Annotated in this window: 16 protein-coding genes; 5 read left to right on the plus strand and 11 right to left on the minus strand. The window is 67.6% G+C overall.

Going from position 1 to position 16,977, the window contains the following annotated elements:
• Window positions 1–13: 13 nt before the first annotated feature.
• From DI276_RS36520 to DI276_RS36530, 3 genes are read left to right on the plus strand one after another with little or no spacing between them, the layout of a single operon-like run.
• Window positions 14–1,453 carry an aldehyde dehydrogenase family protein gene (locus tag DI276_RS36520; protein ID WP_232837165.1) on the plus strand — a complete coding sequence of 480 codons (1,440 nt, stop codon included), beginning with the start codon at window positions 14–16 and terminating at the stop codon, window positions 1,451–1,453.
• On the plus strand, window positions 1,450–2,922 hold the full coding sequence (locus tag DI276_RS36525; protein WP_232837166.1) for a GMC family oxidoreductase: 1,473 nt from the start codon (window positions 1,450–1,452) through the stop codon (window positions 2,920–2,922). Before DI276_RS36520 ends, DI276_RS36525 begins: the two co-directional genes overlap by 4 nt.
• On the plus strand, window positions 2,922–4,403 hold the full coding sequence (locus tag DI276_RS36530) for an APC family permease (protein ID WP_112272169.1): 1,482 nt from the start codon (window positions 2,922–2,924) through the stop codon (window positions 4,401–4,403). The genes DI276_RS36525 and DI276_RS36530 overlap by 1 nt, the downstream gene beginning before the upstream one ends.
• Here the strand turns inward: DI276_RS36530 and DI276_RS36535 are convergent.
• From DI276_RS36535 to DI276_RS36585, 11 genes are all read right to left on the minus strand, one after another.
• Window positions 4,383–5,933: a helix-turn-helix domain-containing protein gene (locus DI276_RS36535; RefSeq protein WP_232837167.1), complete on the minus strand. Its 1,551-nt coding sequence runs from the start codon at window positions 5,931–5,933 to the stop codon at window positions 4,383–4,385. The genes DI276_RS36530 and DI276_RS36535 overlap by 21 nt on opposite strands.
• Window positions 5,930–7,213 carry an MFS transporter gene (locus DI276_RS36540; protein WP_112272171.1) on the minus strand — a complete coding sequence of 428 codons (1,284 nt, stop codon included), beginning with the start codon at window positions 7,211–7,213 and terminating at the stop codon, window positions 5,930–5,932. The genes DI276_RS36535 and DI276_RS36540 overlap by 4 nt, the downstream gene beginning before the upstream one ends.
• A 10-nt stretch (window positions 7,214–7,223) precedes the next feature.
• A complete protein-coding gene (locus DI276_RS36545; protein ID WP_112272173.1) occupies window positions 7,224–7,955 on the minus strand; it encodes a 3-hydroxybutyrate dehydrogenase in 732 nt (243 codons plus the stop codon).
• Between the two features lie 295 nt (window positions 7,956–8,250).
• Window positions 8,251–9,267, minus strand: coding sequence for an LCP family protein (locus DI276_RS36550; protein WP_112272175.1), 1,017 nt, complete (start codon window positions 9,265–9,267; stop codon window positions 8,251–8,253).
• Window positions 9,268–9,342: 75 nt separating this feature from the next.
• Window positions 9,343–9,729, minus strand: a complete 387-nt coding sequence (locus DI276_RS36555; protein ID WP_112272177.1) for a DUF3037 domain-containing protein — start codon at window positions 9,727–9,729, stop codon at window positions 9,343–9,345.
• Complete coding sequence (locus DI276_RS36560) at window positions 9,713–10,480, minus strand: HipA family kinase (protein ID WP_232837168.1); 768 nt, start codon at window positions 10,478–10,480, stop codon at window positions 9,713–9,715. Before DI276_RS36560 ends, DI276_RS36555 begins: the two co-directional genes overlap by 17 nt.
• 22 nt (window positions 10,481–10,502) lie before the next feature.
• Window positions 10,503–10,958: an SRPBCC family protein gene (locus DI276_RS36565; RefSeq protein WP_112272181.1), complete on the minus strand. Its 456-nt coding sequence runs from the start codon at window positions 10,956–10,958 to the stop codon at window positions 10,503–10,505.
• Window positions 10,955–11,257, minus strand: a complete 303-nt coding sequence (locus DI276_RS36570) for an ArsR/SmtB family transcription factor (protein ID WP_112272183.1) — start codon at window positions 11,255–11,257, stop codon at window positions 10,955–10,957. The genes DI276_RS36565 and DI276_RS36570 overlap by 4 nt, the downstream gene beginning before the upstream one ends.
• Window positions 11,258–11,282: 25 nt before the next feature.
• The gene (locus DI276_RS36575) at window positions 11,283–12,005 is read right to left on the minus strand and encodes an SGNH/GDSL hydrolase family protein (RefSeq protein WP_198681132.1); all 723 of its coding nucleotides are present in this window, start codon (window positions 12,003–12,005) and stop codon (window positions 11,283–11,285) included.
• Between the two features lie 49 nt (window positions 12,006–12,054).
• On the minus strand, window positions 12,055–13,131 hold the full coding sequence (locus DI276_RS36580; RefSeq protein ID WP_232837169.1) for a lactonase family protein: 1,077 nt from the start codon (window positions 13,129–13,131) through the stop codon (window positions 12,055–12,057).
• A gap of 121 nt (window positions 13,132–13,252) precedes the next feature.
• Window positions 13,253–14,083 carry a PPK2 family polyphosphate kinase gene (locus DI276_RS36585; protein ID WP_112272188.1) on the minus strand — a complete coding sequence of 277 codons (831 nt, stop codon included), beginning with the start codon at window positions 14,081–14,083 and terminating at the stop codon, window positions 13,253–13,255.
• Between the two features lie 140 nt (window positions 14,084–14,223).
• Here DI276_RS36585 and rocD point away from each other — a divergent pair, with 140 nt between their 5' ends.
• Both rocD and DI276_RS36595 read left to right on the plus strand, forming a co-directional pair.
• Entirely contained in the window at window positions 14,224–15,453 is a 1,230-nt protein-coding gene (gene rocD / locus DI276_RS36590) for an ornithine--oxo-acid transaminase (protein WP_112272200.1), read from the plus strand.
• A 79-nt stretch (window positions 15,454–15,532) separates the two neighbouring features.
• Entirely contained in the window at window positions 15,533–16,912 is a 1,380-nt protein-coding gene (locus DI276_RS36595; protein WP_112272202.1) for a DUF2252 domain-containing protein, read from the plus strand.
• Window positions 16,913–16,977 lie beyond the last annotated feature (65 nt).

The raw sequence follows: 16,977 nt of genomic DNA on the forward strand, positions 1-16,977 counted from the left end.
CGAACAGGGAGGCGTGTCGCCGGTGCGGCAGATCATCAACCCCTTCGACCAGAGTGTTCTCACCGAGGTCGAGGACCAAACCCGCGAACAGGCGATCTCAGCGATCGCGAAGGCGAGAAACGCCTTCGACCACGGCGACTGGCAGCACGCGAGCCCGGAGCACCGCGCCGCCGTGCTGAACCGCGTCGCGGACCTGCTGGAGCGCGACAAGGAGGACATCGCCCGCACCGAGACGCTCGACACCGGCAAGACGCTGGTCGAGAGCCGCATCGACGTGGACGACGTCGTCTCCGTGTTCCGCTACTACGGCGGCCTCGCCGGGCTGCTGCACCCGAAGATCGTCCAGGGTGCCCCGGCGGACGTCATCAGCCGCATCGACTACGAACCAGTCGGCGTCTGCGGCATGATCGCGCCCTGGAACTACCCGCTGCTGCAGATCTCCTGGAAGGTCGCGCCGGCCCTGCTCGCCGGCAACACGATCGTGGCGAAGCCGAGCGAGATCACCCCGCTCACCACCATCAAGCTGTTCGAGCTGCTCCAGGAAGCCGGACTGCCCGACGGCGTCGCGAACCTCGTCCTCGGCACCGGCCCCGAGGTCGGCGCACCGCTGAGCGAGCACCCGGACGTCGACCTCATCTCGTTCACGGGCAGCCTCGCCACCGGCCAGCGGATCATGGCCAGTGCGGCCAAGACCGTGAAGAAGGTCGCGCTCGAACTCGGTGGCAAGAACCCGAACATCGTCTTCGCGGACGCGGACATCGACACCGCCGTCGACTACGCGCTCACCGCCGCGTTCTTCCACGCGGGTCAGGTCTGCTCGTCCGGCACGAGGCTCATCGTGCACTCGAGCATCTACGACGACTTCGTCAACGAGGTCGCGCGCAGGGCCGACCTCATCAAGCTGGGCAACGGTTTCGACGAGGACACCGAGTCCGGGCCGCTCGTCAGCGCCGAGCACCGCGCCAAGGTCGAGAGCTACGTCCAGCTGGCCGCGGAGGAAGGCGCCACCCTCAAGGCAGGCGGCAAGCGGCCGGACGACCCCGAGCTGCAGAACGGTTTCTTCTTCCGTCCTACGGTCTACGCGGACTGCACCCGCACGATGAAGCTCGTCCAGGACGAGACCTTCGGCCCGATCATCACAGCCGAACGCTTCGAGACCGAGGAAGAAGCCGTCCACCTGGGCAACGACACCGACTACGGCCTCGCCGGCGGCGTCTGGAGTCAGGACGTCGACAAGGCCCAGCGCGTCGCGAAGAAGCTCCGCCACGGCACGGTCTGGATCAACGAGTTCGGCCCGTACCTGCCGCAGGCCGAGTGGGGCGGCTTCAAGCGCAGTGGCGTCGGCCGTGAGCTCGGCACCGCGGGCCTGCACGAGTACACGGAGCCCAAGCACGTCTACCAGAACCTCAAGCCCGCTGCCCAAAACTGGTTCGCGCGAAAGGACTCCCAGTGACCGCATATGACTACGTGATCGTCGGCGGTGGTACGGCGGGCTGTGTGCTCGCGGCGAGACTGACCGAAGACGAGAACGTCACGGTCGCGGTCATCGAGGGCGGCCCGTCCGACGTCGGCGACGAGAAGATCCTCAACCTGCGCAACTGGATCAACCTGCTCGAGACCGAGTACGACTACGACTACCCGACGGTCGAGCAGCCGCGCGGCAACTCGCACATCCGGCACAGCCGCGCGAAGGTGCTCGGCGGTTGTTCCAGCCACAACACGCTGATCTGCTTCAACCCGCTGCCCCAGGACTTCGACGACTGGGGCCACGGCTGGACGTGGGACGCGCTCGGCCCGTACTACGACAAGGTCGCGCTCAACATCATCCCGGTCGAGGAGAAGGACCGGAACCCGATCGCCGAGGACTTCGTCACCGCGGCACAGCAGGCCACGGGCGTCCCGGAGATCAACGACTTCAACCAGAAGCCGTTCGAGGACGGCGTCGGCTTCTTCTCCATCGCCTACCACCCGGAGAAGAACAACCAGCGGTCGTCAGCATCGACTGCCTACCTGCACCCGATCCTCGACAGCCGCACGAACCTCACCCTGCTGCTCAACACCTGGGCCGGCAGGATCGAGTTCGACGGCAACCGCGCCATCGGCGTGCACACCGACAAGGGCTACGTCGAGGCCACCAAAGAGGTTCTGCTCTGCGCGGGCGCGATCGACTCGCCCCGCCTGCTCAACCTGTCCGGCGTCGGCGACGCGGAACACCTGAGCAGCATCGGCATCGAGGTCAGGCACGACCTGCCCGGCGTCGGCGAGAACCTGCTCGACCACCCCGAGTCGGTCATCGTCTGGGAGACCACGAAACCGTTGCCGGAGAACTCGGTGATGGACTCCGACGCGGGCCTGTTCATCCGCCGTGACGAGTCCGACCCGCGCCCGGACCTGATGTTCCACTTCTACCAGATCCCGTTCACCACCAACACGGAACGCCTCGGCTACCCGAAGGTGGAGCACGGGGTCTGCATGACGCCGAACATCCCCAGGCCGCACAGCAAGGGCAAGCTGTGGCTGAAGTCCAGCGACCCCGCGGAGAAGCCCGCGCTCGACTTCGGCTACTTCACCAACCCCGACGGCTACGACGAGCAGACCCTCGTCGACGGCTTCAAGATCGCCCGCAAGATCGCCGAGCAGGAACCGCTGAAGTCGTGGCTCAAGCGGGAGATCGCACCCGGCCCGGACGTCACGAGCGACGAAGCCCTGTCGGAGTACGGCCGCAGAGCAGCCCACACCGTCTACCACCCGGCCGGCACGTGCGCGATCGGGTCCGTTGTGGACGGTGACCTCAAGGTCATCGGGCTGGAAGGCCTGCGAGTGGTCGACGCGTCCGTGTTCCCCACCATGCCGACCGTGAACCCGATGGTCACGGTCCTCATGATTGGAGAGCGCGCCGCCGACCTGATCAGGGAGGCGTAATGACCGCAACAGTGCCGAAAACCGGCCCCACCGCGGAAGACCGGCTCAAGGACCTCGGGTACACGTCGGAGTTCAAGCGGGACATGAGCCCGTGGGCGAACTTCTCGCTGGGCTTCACCTACCTCTCCCCCGTGGTCAGCACGTACACGTTGTTCGGCACCGCCCTCGCCCTGGGCGGTCCGCCGATGATCTGGAGCTTCGTCGTCGCGGGCGTGGGCCAGTTCCTGGTCGCGCTCGTGTTCGGCGAGCTCGTCGCGCAATATCCGGTCGCGGGCGGCGTGTACCCGTGGGCACGCCGCCTCTGGGGCAAGCGCTGGGCGTGGATGACCGGCTGGGTGTACATGATCGCCCTGCTGGTCACCATCGCGTCCGTCAGCTACGGCGCAGGTCCTTACCTGGCAACGCTGCTTGGCTACACGGCCACCGTCGGCAACACCGTGCTGTGCGCCATCGCGATCATCGTGGTGTCCACGCTGATCAACTACGCGGGCACGAAAGTGTTGTCATGGGCGGCTATTTTCGGGTTCGCCGCAGAGATCGTCGGCGCGCTCGCGGTCGGCATCTGGCTGTTGTGGGACAACCGGATCCACGGCCTGGGCGTGCTGTTCGACAGCTTCGGCGCCGGCGGGTCGGGCAGCTACCTGCCCGCGTTCTTCGCGGCGGGCATCATCGGCCTCTACCAGTACTACGGCTTCGAGGCCTGCGGTGACACCGCGGAAGAGGTCAAGGACCCCGGTCGCGTCATCCCGAAGGCCATGCGCCGCACCATCTACATCGGCGGCGCCGCGGCCACGTTCGCGTGCCTGTCGCTGCTGCTCGCGGTGCCGGACTTCGGCAAGGTCATCTCCGGCGAGGACGCCGACCCGGTCACGAACATCCTGACCAACGCGTTCGGCCCGGTCGGCTACAAGATCGTAATCGCGGTCGTGCTGATCTCGTTCCTGTCCTGCACGATGTCCCTGCAGGCGGCGGCGTCCCGGCTGACCTACTCCTACGCCCGCGACAAGATGCTGTTCGGGCACAAGGCACTGGCGAAGTTCAACCAGAAGCGGCACATCCCGCCGTACTCGCTGGCACTCGCGGGTGTCATCCCGGCAATCATCGTCTTCGCGTCCATGCTCTCCACGGACGCGCTGGGCAAGATCGTGTCGTTCGCGACGCTCGGCATCTACCTGGGCTTCCAGATGGTGGTGTTCGCAGCATTGCGGGCCAGGCTCAAGGGTTGGGTGCCCAGCGGCGAGTTCACGCTCGGCCGGTGGGGCATGATCATCAACGTGCTGGCGCTCGCGTACGGCGTCGCGGCGATGGTCAACATGGTCTGGCCGCGCACCCCGGACGCGCCCTGGTACGACAACTACGTCGTCATCCTGAGCGGCGCGCTCGTGGTCGGCATCGGCCTGGTGTACATGGTGATCGCCAAGCCGTTCGGCAACTCCGACGCCCCTGCCGGCGATGCCGTGCTAGCCCTGCAAGCGAAGTAGCCGCAGGGCGAGCTGCACCTCCAGCACCCGGTCCGGCGACTGCCAGTCGCCCAGCAACGACGACACCCTGTCAAGCCGTTGCGTGACCGTGTTGACGTGGAGGTGCAGCTCCGCCTTGGCACGACTCAGGTTCGCGCCACAGCGGAAGTAGACCTCCAGCGTGTGCACCAACTCGGTGCCGCGCTCGGAGTCGTAGTCCAGCACCGGTCCCAGCACCGACCGCACGTACCCGGACACGTCCGCGCGGTCACCCAGCAGCACGCCGACGAACCCCAGGTCGTCGAGCGTCGCGGCCTCCTTCTCCCGCCCCAGCTGCCGCAACGCCCGCAGGCACCGCCCGGCTTCCTCGTAGGCCGCCGCGATCGCCACCGGCCCCACGACCGGACCGCACGCACCGACCGTCGCGTCCAGCGCGCGAGCCACGTCCTTCGCGACGTCCGTGGAGGAAGAAGGCAACGCCAGCACGACGTCGCGCCCGCGCGACCCGGCCAGTCCTCTGTAGACCGACGCGTAATGCGTTGCGGCGGACAGGTTCCCGTCCGCCACCAGCACCACGTGCGGTTCGGAGAGCTCGACACCGACCCGGCGCGCCCGTGCCACCAGACCGGCCGGGTCCCGCCCGTCCAGGATGTCCGTGATCAGCTCGCCGCGGACCTTGTTCTCCGCCTCGGCCACGGTTCTTCGCAGCAGCAACAACAACGCCGTCACGCCCGCCGACCGCTCGAACACCCGCCGGTCCGCGTCCGACAGGTCCGGCCGCCCGGCCAGCGCGAGCCCACCCAGGAGTTCCGATCCGGCCAGCACCGCACACACCCACACGCCGTCGAGGAGCACAGCCCGTCCGTTGGCCCGGACAGCCGGCGAAGGCACCGTTTCCAGCACCTCGACCGACCCGCCGAGCAACTCCCCCACGGCCGCCGCCACCTCGGCCGAGGAACCACCGCGCAACACGAGGTCCGTGAGCCGGTCGTGCGCCTCCTCGGCCCGTTTCATGGCCTCGTTGTGCGACTGGATCGTGGCGAACAACGACGCCGTGTCGATCGCGATGGCCGCGTGGTCGGCCAGCGACTGCAGCAACGCCACCTCTTCCGCGGGGAACTGCCGCGAGGTCCGGTCGGCCGCGTACAGCACGCCGATGACCTTCGAGTCGAGCTTCAGCGGCACGCCCAGGATCGCGACGAGCCCCTCGTCGTGCACCGCGGAGTCGATCGGGTTCGTGTGGTTGAACCGGGCGTCCGCGAAGTAGTCGGAGGTGGCGTACGGGCGGGCGGTCTGCGCCACCAGCCCGCCGAGGCCCTCGCCCAGCCCGAGCCGCACCTTCTGGAACAACGGCGAGAACGACCCGTCCGTCACCCGCATGTAGGTGCCGTTCGGGTCGTCGTTCATCGACAGGTACGACACGTCGGTGCCGAGCAACGTCCTCGCCCTGCGCACGATCGAGCGGAGGACCGCGTCCGGGTCGCGCATGCCCGCGAGCTCGGACGCGGTCTCGAACAACGCCGCCAGTTCGGCCTCACGCCGTCGTGTCACACCCCAACCCTGTCACGTTCCTCCAGATCCGCACCACGGGTCTCCCGCGCCAGGGCGATGGCCGCCACCGTGATCACGCAGGTGATCACCACGTAGATCGCGATCGGGAACGACGACTTGTACGCCTGCAGCAACGCCGTCGCGATCAACGGGGCCAGCGCGCCGGCCACGATCGAGGCGAGCTGGTAGCCGACCGACGCACCCGAGTAGCGCACCCGTGTCCCGAACAGCTCCGAGAAGAACGCCGCCTGCGGGCCGTACATCGCGCCGTGCAGCACGAGTCCGACCGTCGTGGCGACCGTGATCAGCACGGGATCGCGAGTGTCGAGGAGCGCGAAGAACGCGAAGATCCACACCGCCATGCCGACCGCGCCGACCAGGTAGACCGACCGCCGCCCGAACTTGTCCGAGAGGTGGCCCCACACCGGGATCGTCACCAGGTGCACGGCCGAGGCGATCAGCACCGCGTTGAGCCCCACCGACTTCGACAGCCCGAGCCCGGTCACCACGTAGACCAGGATGAACGCCGTGATCACGTAGTACGACACGTTCTCGGCGAACCGCGCGCCCATCGCGATCAGCACCTCGCGCCAGTTGTGCTTCAGCAGTTCCAGCGCGGGCGCCTTCTCGAGCTTCGGCGCGTTCTTCTGCGCTTCCAGGAAGATCGGCGACTCGGACACCGACAGCCGGATCCACAGTCCGATCACCACGAGCACGCCGGAGAGCAGGAACGGGATCCGCCAGCCCCACGCGAGGAAGTCCGCGTCCGACTGCACCGCCGCCAGCACCGCGAGCACACCGGTCGCCAGCAGGTTCCCGCACGGCACACCGGCCTGCGGCCACGACGCCCAGAACCCGCGCCGCGCCGGATCGCCGTGCTCGGACACGATCAGCACGGCCCCGCCCCACTCACCGCCCAACGCGAACCCTTGGACCAGCCGCAGGAACGTCAGCAGCAACGGCGCGAGCACGCCCACCGACGCGTACGTCGGCAGCACACCCATCAGCATCGTCGCGCCACCCATCAGCAGCAGCGACAACACCAGCAACTTCTTGCGCCCCAACCGGTCCCCGTAGTGCCCGAAGACCAGCCCGCCCAGCGGCCGGGCGAGGAAGCCGATCGCGTACGTCGTAAAGGCCAACAACGTACCCGTCAAAGGATCCGCCGTTGGGAAGAACAGCTTGTTGAACACGAGCGCCGCGGCAGACCCGTAGAGGAAGAAGTCGTACCACTCGACAGTTGTCCCGATGAGTGAAGCGCCCACTACCTTTTTGATCATCGACAACTCCTCATTGAGCAGTCCAGCCGCCGTCGACGGCCAACGACGTACCAGTGACAAAACTGTTCTCGCACAACCACAAAACGGCGTCCGCAACCTCGGAGGGCTCGATCAGCCGTTTGACGGCACTGCGCTGCAGGAAGATCTGCGAGGAAACATCGTCCTCGGAAATGCCGTGCACCCGCGCCTGGTCCGCGATCTGCTTCTCCACCAACGGAGTCCGCACATATCCGGGCGCCACGCAGTTCGACGTCACGCCGAAGGGCGCGCCCTCCAGAGCAGCGACCTTGGAGAACCCCTCCAGGCCGTGCTTGGCGGCGACGTAGGCGGACTTGAACGCGGAGGCGCGCACCCCGTGCACGCTGGAGATGTGGACCAACCGGCCCCAGCCGCGGTCGTACATGTGCGGCAGCACGTGCCGGGTCAACCGGAACGCGGCCCCCAGCATGAGCTCGACCATCGCCGAGAAGCGCTCGGCGGGGAACTCGTGGATCGGTGCGACGTGCTGGACACCTGCGTTGTTGACCAGCACGTCGACCTCGGCGGGCAACGCGTCCACCGGTTCGGTCAGGTCGAGCACGTGCCCGACCCCACCTACTTCGGCGGCGATGTCCCGCACGCCGGGGTCGAGGTCGACCAGATGGACCTTCGCGCCGGCCGCGGCCAACGCGCGGGCGCAGGCCAGGCCGATGCCGCTCGCGGCTCCGGTGACCAGCGCGGTGTGACCCGTGACACTCGACATGACCGGAAACGGTAGGCGTCACACCGCGTGAGAAACATGTGGCTACTCCACATAACGCCTGGTCACAAGGTGGCTTTAGCCAACATTTAGCGTCTCATTGGCATAGGACGCGAGAGGAACGGGTACAGAGGCGTAAGCTCCCGTCACCTGAACGGGGGAAGATCCAGTACGAGGGGGCTAGACCATGTCAGCGACGCCGATTTACGACGACCTCCTGCGCGAGCTCGACGAGATCGCACAGGAGGCCGGGTTGACCAGCTCGGAGCCCACTTCCGAGCCCGTCAAGTCGTAGGAGCTACTTCGGTGGGGCGATCAGCTCAGCCGGCACCGGCTGGTCCTTGCTGATCAGGTCGAACAGCTGCGACGCCTTCTCCTTGTTCCACTGCACGACCGACTGGCCACCGATCGTCGGAGTTCCGCCGACCGGCACCGTGCCGGACGTCGCGTCGCTCATGTTCAGCGCGACGCTCGCCAGGTGCCACACGTGGTCGTTCTCGTTGACCGACACCGACCCGGACGCGGCGTTCATCAGCGGGATGACGCGGAACGGGTTCGCGAGCGTGGCCGGGCTCTTGACCTTCTCGAACAACGCCGACAGGAACTTCCGCTGGTTCTGCACGCGCTGCAGGTCAGCGGTCGCGAACGCACGTGTCCGCACGAAGCCGAGCGCCTGCGGGCCGTCGAGCTCCTGGCAGCCTGCGGGCAGGTCGATGCCGGCCAGCGGGTCCTTGATCGGCTGGTCGAGGCAGATGTCGACACCGCCGACCGCGTCGACCATGTCGGAGAACCCGCCGAAGCCGATCTCCATGTAGTGGTCGATCCGCACGCCGGTCGCGCCCTCGACGGTCCGTGCTAGCAGCTGCGGCCCGCCGAACGCGTACGCCGCGTTGACCTTGTTGCGGCCCTTGTCCGGGATCGCGACGTACGAGTCGCGCGGGATCGACAGCAGCACCGGCTTGGCAGCGCTGTTGTCCGGCAGGTGCAGCATCATGATGGTGTCGGTGCGCCGACCGGCCGCGTCACCGGTGGCGAGCGTGTCCTTCTGCTCCTGCGTCAGGCCCTCTCGCGCGTCGGAACCGACGAGCAGCCACGTGGTCCCCGGCGTCTCCGCGGGACGGCCCTCGTAGTCCGGCAGCGCGTCGATCCGCTTCAGCGTCGAGTCGACGTAGAAACCGAATCCGACTGCGGCCAGCAGCAGGACCAGCAGCAGCACCAGAATGACGCGTCCGGGACGCCTCTTCTTCTTCATCGGCCGCTGCGGCGGCATGGGACGCCGCGGCTGCTGGTAGCCGTGGTGATACCCAGCGCTCATGTGTCGCCAACCCCGATCGCTTTAGATTCGCTTTGCAACTGAGGACGCGACGCGCCCGTTCAGGTTGCGACGAACCTACCGGGGCGGCAGCACCAACGCTTCGAAAAGGCGGGTGACCTCGGCCGACGGGTTTTCGGTGAATCCCGTATGCGCAGGTGAGGTCTGCACGATGGTGCTGCGCGGGGCCGTCAGCCAGCGGAACCGTTGTCCAACCGTTGTCTTGCTCACCGGACCGGCGTCGGGCGTGCCGTCGCAGGAGTTCGTGAGGTGCTTCAGCGACGTCTCCAGCATTTCGACGTCCAGCTGCGGATCCAGCGCCCGCAGCCGCTCACCGTCCACATAGGTCTTCGCGCACAGGAAATCCAGGTCGCGGCAGTAGACGATGACGCCGACGTTCATGAACTCGCCCCGCTCCTGCCGCGGCACCGCCCGCAGCAGCGCGTACTCAAACACGTGCGGCACGCGCGGCCTCCAGCGAGTCGACCCAGCCGCGGTTGGCGAGGCGGTAGGTGAAGAAGTCCTTGTAGCGCTGCCGAAGTTCGGCCGGATCGCCTTCCAGCCACTCGTCCGGGACGAGCGCCAGTACCTCGTCGAGCAGCTCAGGCGTGACCTTGTCCGCCATCTCGCCGTCCACTTCGGACACCGAAGCCGCGTTCGGCAGCATCGCGTGGTCGGAGGCGTCGTACCGGAAGTCCTTGGTGGCGGGCTTGTCCGGACTCCACGAGTAGTGGAAGTACAGCGCGGCACCGTGGTCGATCAGCCACGCGTCCCGGTGCCACAGCAGCATGTTCGGATTGCGCCAGCTGCGGTCGACGTTGAGCACCAACGCATCCAACCAGAGCAGCTTGGTCGCGAGCTCGACACCGGGGTCGCGCACGACCGGGTTGAAGTCGAACGAGCCTGGCAGGTAGTCGAGGCCGAGGTTGAGACCGCCGCTGGCCCGCAACAGCTCCTGAACCTCCTGGTCAGGCTCCGCGCGCGCCAGCTCGGGGTCGAGGTGCACGAGGACGATCTCGGGTATCCGGAAGCCCAGCCGCCGTGCCAGCTCGCCGACGACGACCTCGGCGACCAGCACCTTCACGCCCTGTCCGGCGCCGCGGAACTTCACCACGTACATACCCAGGTCGTCGGCCTCGACCAGCCCCGGCATCGACCCGCCCTCGCGGAACGGCGTCACGTACCGGGTGGCCGTGACCTCCCTCAACGAATTCACTGCCACATTCACTGGCGCATGATCACACGAACGCCTTGGCGAAGCCGAGCAGAATTCCGCCCCAGCCGCCCTCGCCGCTGACCCCTTCCCGCAACCGCTCCGGCTTGACGAAGTGCCGCTCGAAGTTGCGATGCACCAGCTCAACTCGGGTGCCGTCGCCCTCGGCCGTGAAGGTGATCTCCACTTCCGACGCGCGCGCCGGATCGGGGTCGTAATCCCAGTCACCGTTGAGGTGCCACGCCAGCAGCAACCGCGCCGGGGGCTCCCAGGCCTTGACCGAACCCCAGTCGCACTCCGCGCCGTCAGTGCCGACCTCGTACCAGCGGCCGTGCTGGAACGGCTCGACGACGACGTCCTTCAGGTCCGCCTCGCCGATGTGGTGCCCCGCGGGCCACCACGTCACGAACTTCTCCGTGAACACCTTGAACGCGTGGTCGGCGCCGGCGTTCACCAGCACGGATCGCCTTACTTCCGTCATCGTTCCTCCACCACCGCAGCGAAGTTCGCGAGTGCCTGACCCCAGACGTCGTCGAGGTAGTCGCGCATGGCGGCCACCCCCACGTGGTCGACTGAATACCGTCGACGAGTGCCCTGCGCCTCGACACGGACCAGCCGCGCCTCCTTGAGCACCTTGAGGTGCTGCGACACGGCCGGCCGCGACACGGGCAGCTCGGCGGCGATCTCCCCCACCGCTCGCGGCCCGGCCACGAGCAGCGTGAAGATCTCGCGGCGGGTCGGGTCGCCGAGCGCCGCGAACGCCACTTGGTAAGTCTCCACGAACGGTAAGCTATAACTTACGGATTCACTCTGTCAACGCCTCGAAGTACGCGGCCTGCCCCGCTTTGTTCGGGTGGTAGGAATCGTCAACCGGGCGGATCAGCGGGTTGATCCACGGCTCGTCCGCGCAGACGCCGTGGTCCGCAAACGCTTCCCTCACGTCGACATAGCGCGCACCAGCCCGTCCAGCGGCCGCGCTGGTCACCTCGGACAGCTCGTCCGCGGCGTCGTTGAGCGCCTGCCGCTTCCGCTTGGACAGGTTGCGGCACTCGTCGTTCGGCGTGAACAGCCGCGGATAGCCGAGAACGACCAACTGGGCGTTCGGTGCGGCGGTCTTGATCGCGGTGTAGGTGGCGTCGAGCCGGGCGGGCAGCTGGTCGCGGGTGAAGGCCCTGGCCTTCCCGACCCGCTTCTCGCACGACTTGTCACCGTTCAACGTGCAGGTCGTCATGACTTCGACGAACCCGAGGTCGTTGCCGCCGATGGTGATCGTGACGAACGAGGTGGCCGGGGTGAGTGCCTTGAGCTGCGGCTTCAACGACTTCGTGGTCGCCCCGGTGCACGCCACGAACTTGAACGTCGGGAAGTCCGTGCCGTGCAACGCCGGATACGCGTTCTTGCTGCGCCGGCACGAGCCGTCCACATAGGAACCGGCACCCGCACCGGACGCGTAGGAGTCGCCGAGTGCGACGTACTCCGGCGCGAGCGGCACGGGCGCCAGCAACGCGACAGCCAGGACTCCAGCCATGAGACTCATAGAGCCGGAGTACCACTGTGGACGATCGACTTGAAGTGCGTTAACCCAGACGTGTGGGCAACACGCAGACGGGGATCTCGGTCTTCAGCGGCGTCCCGGACGGCGTGAGCCTGCCGGTCGCCCGGTCCACCGCGAACGACGTCACCAGGCTGGAGTTCTGGTTGGCCGCGAACAGGAACTGCCCGGACGGGTCCAGCGTGATGTGCCGCGGGTACTTGCCGCCGACCGAGGTGTGGCCGACCAGCGCGAGCTCAGAACCGTTGACCGCGAAGTGCGCCACGCTGTCGTGGCCGCGGTTCGACAGGTACACGAACTTGCCGTCGCCGGACACCAGCACCTCGGCCGGGTAGTTGCGCACAGTCGCGGGCGGCGCGGTCTTGAGCACCTGGCCCGGCGTGAGCTTCCCGTCCGCGTACGCGCAGGACACGATCGTCGAGTCGAGCTCGTTCGCCACGTACGCCGTCTTGCCGTTGGGGTGGAACGCGATGTGCCGCGGCCCGGCGCCCGGCTTGAACTTCGCCGTGGACACGAGCTTCAGCTGGCCTGCGGCGAACGTGTACCCGAACACCGCGTCGGCGCCCAGGTCGACCGCGAACGCGTGCCGGCCCGACGGGTCGAACACGATCTGGTGCGCGTGCGGGCCCTTCTGGCGTTCCGGATCCGGCCCAGACCCCTTGTGCTGCACCTTCTGCGTGCGCGCACCGAGGCTCCCGTCCGCCTTGACCGGGAACACGCTCAGCGAGCCCGACGAGTAGTCCGCGGTGATCAGGAACTTCCCGGACGGGTCGAGCGTCAGGTGGCACGGGTCGGCGCCGCCGGTCGGCTGCTTGTTGAGCACCTTGAGCGACCGGGCGTCGAGCGCGGTGACCTCGCCCTTGGTGTTCTCGTTGACGGCGTACAGGAACCGGCCGTCGCGCGACTCGATCACGAACGACGGGTTGACCACGCCGCTGATCACGCCGGTCGTCTTCAGCTGGCCGTTCGCCGTGTCGTAGGTGCCGACGCCGATGCCTTTGGCGCCACCACTCCACGTCGTGTAGGCGCCGAAGAAGACTCTCCGCGTGGTAGCCGCCTGAGCGGTTCCTCCGGTCATCAGCAGTCCAGCTCCCACACCCATGGCTCCGAGAAAACGTCGCCGGTCCACACCCACGTCCGCACCTCCGGGATACTCAACGGCGGCGCGGTCAACACTGGCCCAGACCTCTACGACGAGGCAATAGATGCAACGAAGATTGCGCCTAGCGCAACGGGTCGTGCGAGATCAGTCGTGCCTTCTCGGCTTCGAGGTCGTAGGCGGGTGGCGGGAACTTCGGATCCAGCTCGCGCAGGGTCTCCAGCAACAACCGGCTCACGGCCCAGTTCCGGTACCACTTGCGGTCAGAGGGAATCGCGTACCAGGGCGTGTCCGAGCAGTTCTGCAACGCCTGCGTGTACGCGGCCTGGTACCTGGACCACTTCGACCGCACGTCGATGTCGGCCGGGTTGTACTTCCAGTTCTTGCGCGGGTCGTCCAGGCGGGCGAGCAGCCGTTCCTTCTGCACCTCCGGCGAGATGTGCAGGAAGCACTTGATCACCGTGGTGCCGGCGTCCGCGAGCTCCTGCTCGAACGCGTTGATCTCCTTGTAGCGCTTGCGGAGCTCAGCGGCGTTGACGAGCCGTTCGACCTTCGGGACGAGCACGTCCTCGTAGTGGGAGCGGTCGAACGCGCCGATGCGTCCCTTCTCCGGCAGCACCTTCTTGATCCGCCACAGGAAGTGCTGGCGGCGTTCGGCGGGAGTCGGCTTCTTGAACGACGCGATCCGCACGCCCTGCGGGTTCACCAGGCCGACGACGTGCCGGACCACGCCACCCTTGCCGGAGGTGTCCATGCCTTGCAGCACGAGCAGCACCGCGCGAGAGTTCTCCGCGTAGAGCGCTTCCTGCAGGTCGTCCAGCTCGGTCCCGGTGGCGGCGAGGTCCTCGGCCGCCTCCTTCTTGTTCTTGGGACCGACCGGGCGGCCGGCGGGGTCGAGGGTGGAGAGATCCACCTCATCGAGTCGCAGGGCTTCACGAACCGACTTCTTCGCCATCACCGCAGAGTATCGATGAACCGTTGAGCACGCCGGTTGCGCAATATTCAGCCACTGTTCGGTGAATCTACGCAACGAACTGAGGTCAGGCGCAACGCTTGGCGGCTGAAATCGCTTGTTCACCACCCTAGCCTTGGAGGATGACCGCCATCGCTGAGCACCAGACCACCACCAGCGCTGACTACGTCGCCCTGGACGAGGAGTGGAGCACGCACAACTACCACCCGCTTCCGGTGGTCATCTCGCACGGCGAGGGGGCGTGGGTCACCGACGTCGAAGGCCGCCGCTACCTGGACTTCCTGTCCGGCTACTCATCGCTGAACTTCGGCCACCGCCACCCCGCCCTGGTGGCCGCCGCCGTCGAGCAGCTCGGCCGCGTGACGCTGACCAGCCGCGCGTTCCACCACGACCAGTTCGGCCTGTTCTGCCGGGAGCTCGCCCAGCTCACCGGCACCGAGATGGTCCTCGCGATGAACTCCGGCGCCGAGGCCGTCGAGTCCGCGATCAAGGTGGCCCGCAAGTGGGCGTACCAGGTCAAGGGCGTGCCGGAGGGCACCGCCGAGATCATCGTGGCCGGGTCGAACTTCCACGGCCGCACCACGACCATCGTGTCGTTCTCGACCGACGAGACGGCGCGCAACGACTTCGGCCCGTTCACGCCGGGCTTCAAGGTCGTCAAGTACGGCAACCTCGACGAGATCGAGTCCGCGATCTCCCCGCGCACGGCCGCCGTGCTGATCGAGCCGATCCAGGGCGAGGCCGGCGTCGTCGTGCCTCCCGCCGGGTACCTGGCCGGGATCCGCCGCCTGTGCGACGAGCACAACATCCTGCTCATCGCCGACGAGATCCAGTCCGGGCTCGGCCGCACCGGCGAGCTGTTCGCGCTCGACCACGAGGGCATCCGCGCCGACCTCTACACGCTGGGCAAGGCGCTGGGCGGCGGCATCCTGCCGGTGTCCGCGGTGGTCGGCTCGAAGGCGGTCCTCGGTGTGCTGAAGCCCGGCGAGCACGGGTCGACGTTCGGCGGCAACCCGCTGGCCTGCGCGGTCGGCCGGGCCGTCGTGCGGCTGCTGGAGACCGGCGAGTTCCAGGAGCGGTCCCGCGAGCTGGGCGCGTACCTGCACGCCGAGCTGAACAAGCTGGTCGGCCACGGCATCGCCGAGGTGCGCGGCCGCGGGCTGTGGGCGGGCGTCGAGATCTCCCCCGGCGGTCCGGTCGGGCGCGTGGCCTCCGAGGCGCTGGCCGCCCGTGGCGTGCTGTGCAAGGAGACCCAGGCGACCACCCTGCGCGTCGCTCCCCCGCTGGTCATCACCCGCGACGAGATCGACCTGGGCGTGCAGGCGATCGCTGAGGTCGTTCGTCCCGTTTAAGCCGATTTCGGTCCATTCCTAGGTCACAGTTGCGGCGGACGAGCCACGCGGTTCGTCCGCCGCAGGCATCATGACTCGTATGGGTGAACGGGTGCGTGCTGAAGCCGCTGTCGCGCTGGGCAGCTGGGTTGAGCCGGAAGAGGTCTACGCGCAGGGCCGCGCGTTGCGATCCTCAGTGGACTTCAAGGCGCACCGGACCGCCTCGCTGGCCGCTTCCCGCCCGTCCGTGCTGGAGTTCATGAACGCCAGCAACGCCGGACGGCTCGAGCACCTGATCCCGCTGCGGGTCGGCCGGATGCTCGCCAACCCGTTCGCGTTCTTCCGCGGCGCCGCCGGACTCCAGGCGAGCGACCTCGCGGCCGGCTGCGCGACCGGCCTGCACGCCCAGTTGTGCGGTGACGCACACGCCGCGAACTTCGGCCTTTACGGCACGCCCGAGGGCCAGATCGTCATGGACATCAACGACTTCGACGAGACGCTGCCCGGCCCGTGGGAGTGGGACCTCAAGCGCCTGGTCGCGTCTTTGGTGCTGGCAGGCCGCGTCGGTGGCGTGTCGGACAAGGGCTGCCGCGACGCCGCCGAGGACGCCGTGCGCGCGTATCGCAGCGTGATCAAGCACCTCGCGGAGATCCCGTTCATGGACTCGTGGACCGCGCTCGGCGACGAGTCCACGCTCTCGAAGGTCAAGGCGGACGACCTGATCAACGACTTCTCCAAGGCCGCCGAGAAGTCGCGCAAGAACACCAGCGCCCGCTTCGCCGCGAAGTGGACCGCGCACGACGGCGAGAAGTGGCGGTTCATCACGAACCCGCCGACGTTCACCGACGTTTCTCCGGAGACCGAAGCCGCCGTCATCGCGGCACTGCCGTCCTACGTGGACACCCTGCGCGAGTCGCGAACCAACCTGATCATGCGCTACGGCGTGTCGGACGTGGCTTTCCGCGTCGTCGGCACGGGCAGCGTCGGCCTGCGCAACTACCTGATCCTGTTGCACGGCAACGGTTCCGAAGCGCTGGTGCTGCAGGCCAAGGAGGCTCGGCCTTCGGCTTTGCAGCCGTTCCTCGACGTCGAACCCGCCAAGCACGAGGGCAAGCGGATCGTGCACGGCGCACGGCTCGTGCAGGCCGAATCCGACATCCTGCTGGGCTGGACGACGATCGAGGGCCGGCCGTTCATCGTGCGGCAGTTCCGCAACCGCAAGGGCGAGATCGACGCGACCACGTTGAAGCGCGACGACCTCGACGACTACGGCCGCTTCGCCGGAGCTCTGCTGGCGCGCGCCCACACCAGGTCTTTGGACCCGCGCCTGCTCGCCGGGTACTTCCAGAACGGTGACGGCGAGGCCCTGGACGAGGCCTTCGCCAAGTACGCCTTCGACTACGCGGACCAGACCGAGGCCGACCACGCATCGCTGGTCGACCTGGTCAAGAACGGGAAGCTGCCCGCACTGGTGGAGTGACCGTCCGGACCAGCTGCCGTTGCGCCGTCCGGCCCCGACGCGCTGCGTCACCCCGACGTCCGGGG

It is taken from the genome of Lentzea terrae, from assembly GCF_003265345.1.
Lineage (GTDB): Bacteria > Actinomycetota > Actinomycetes > Mycobacteriales > Pseudonocardiaceae > Lentzea > Lentzea terrae.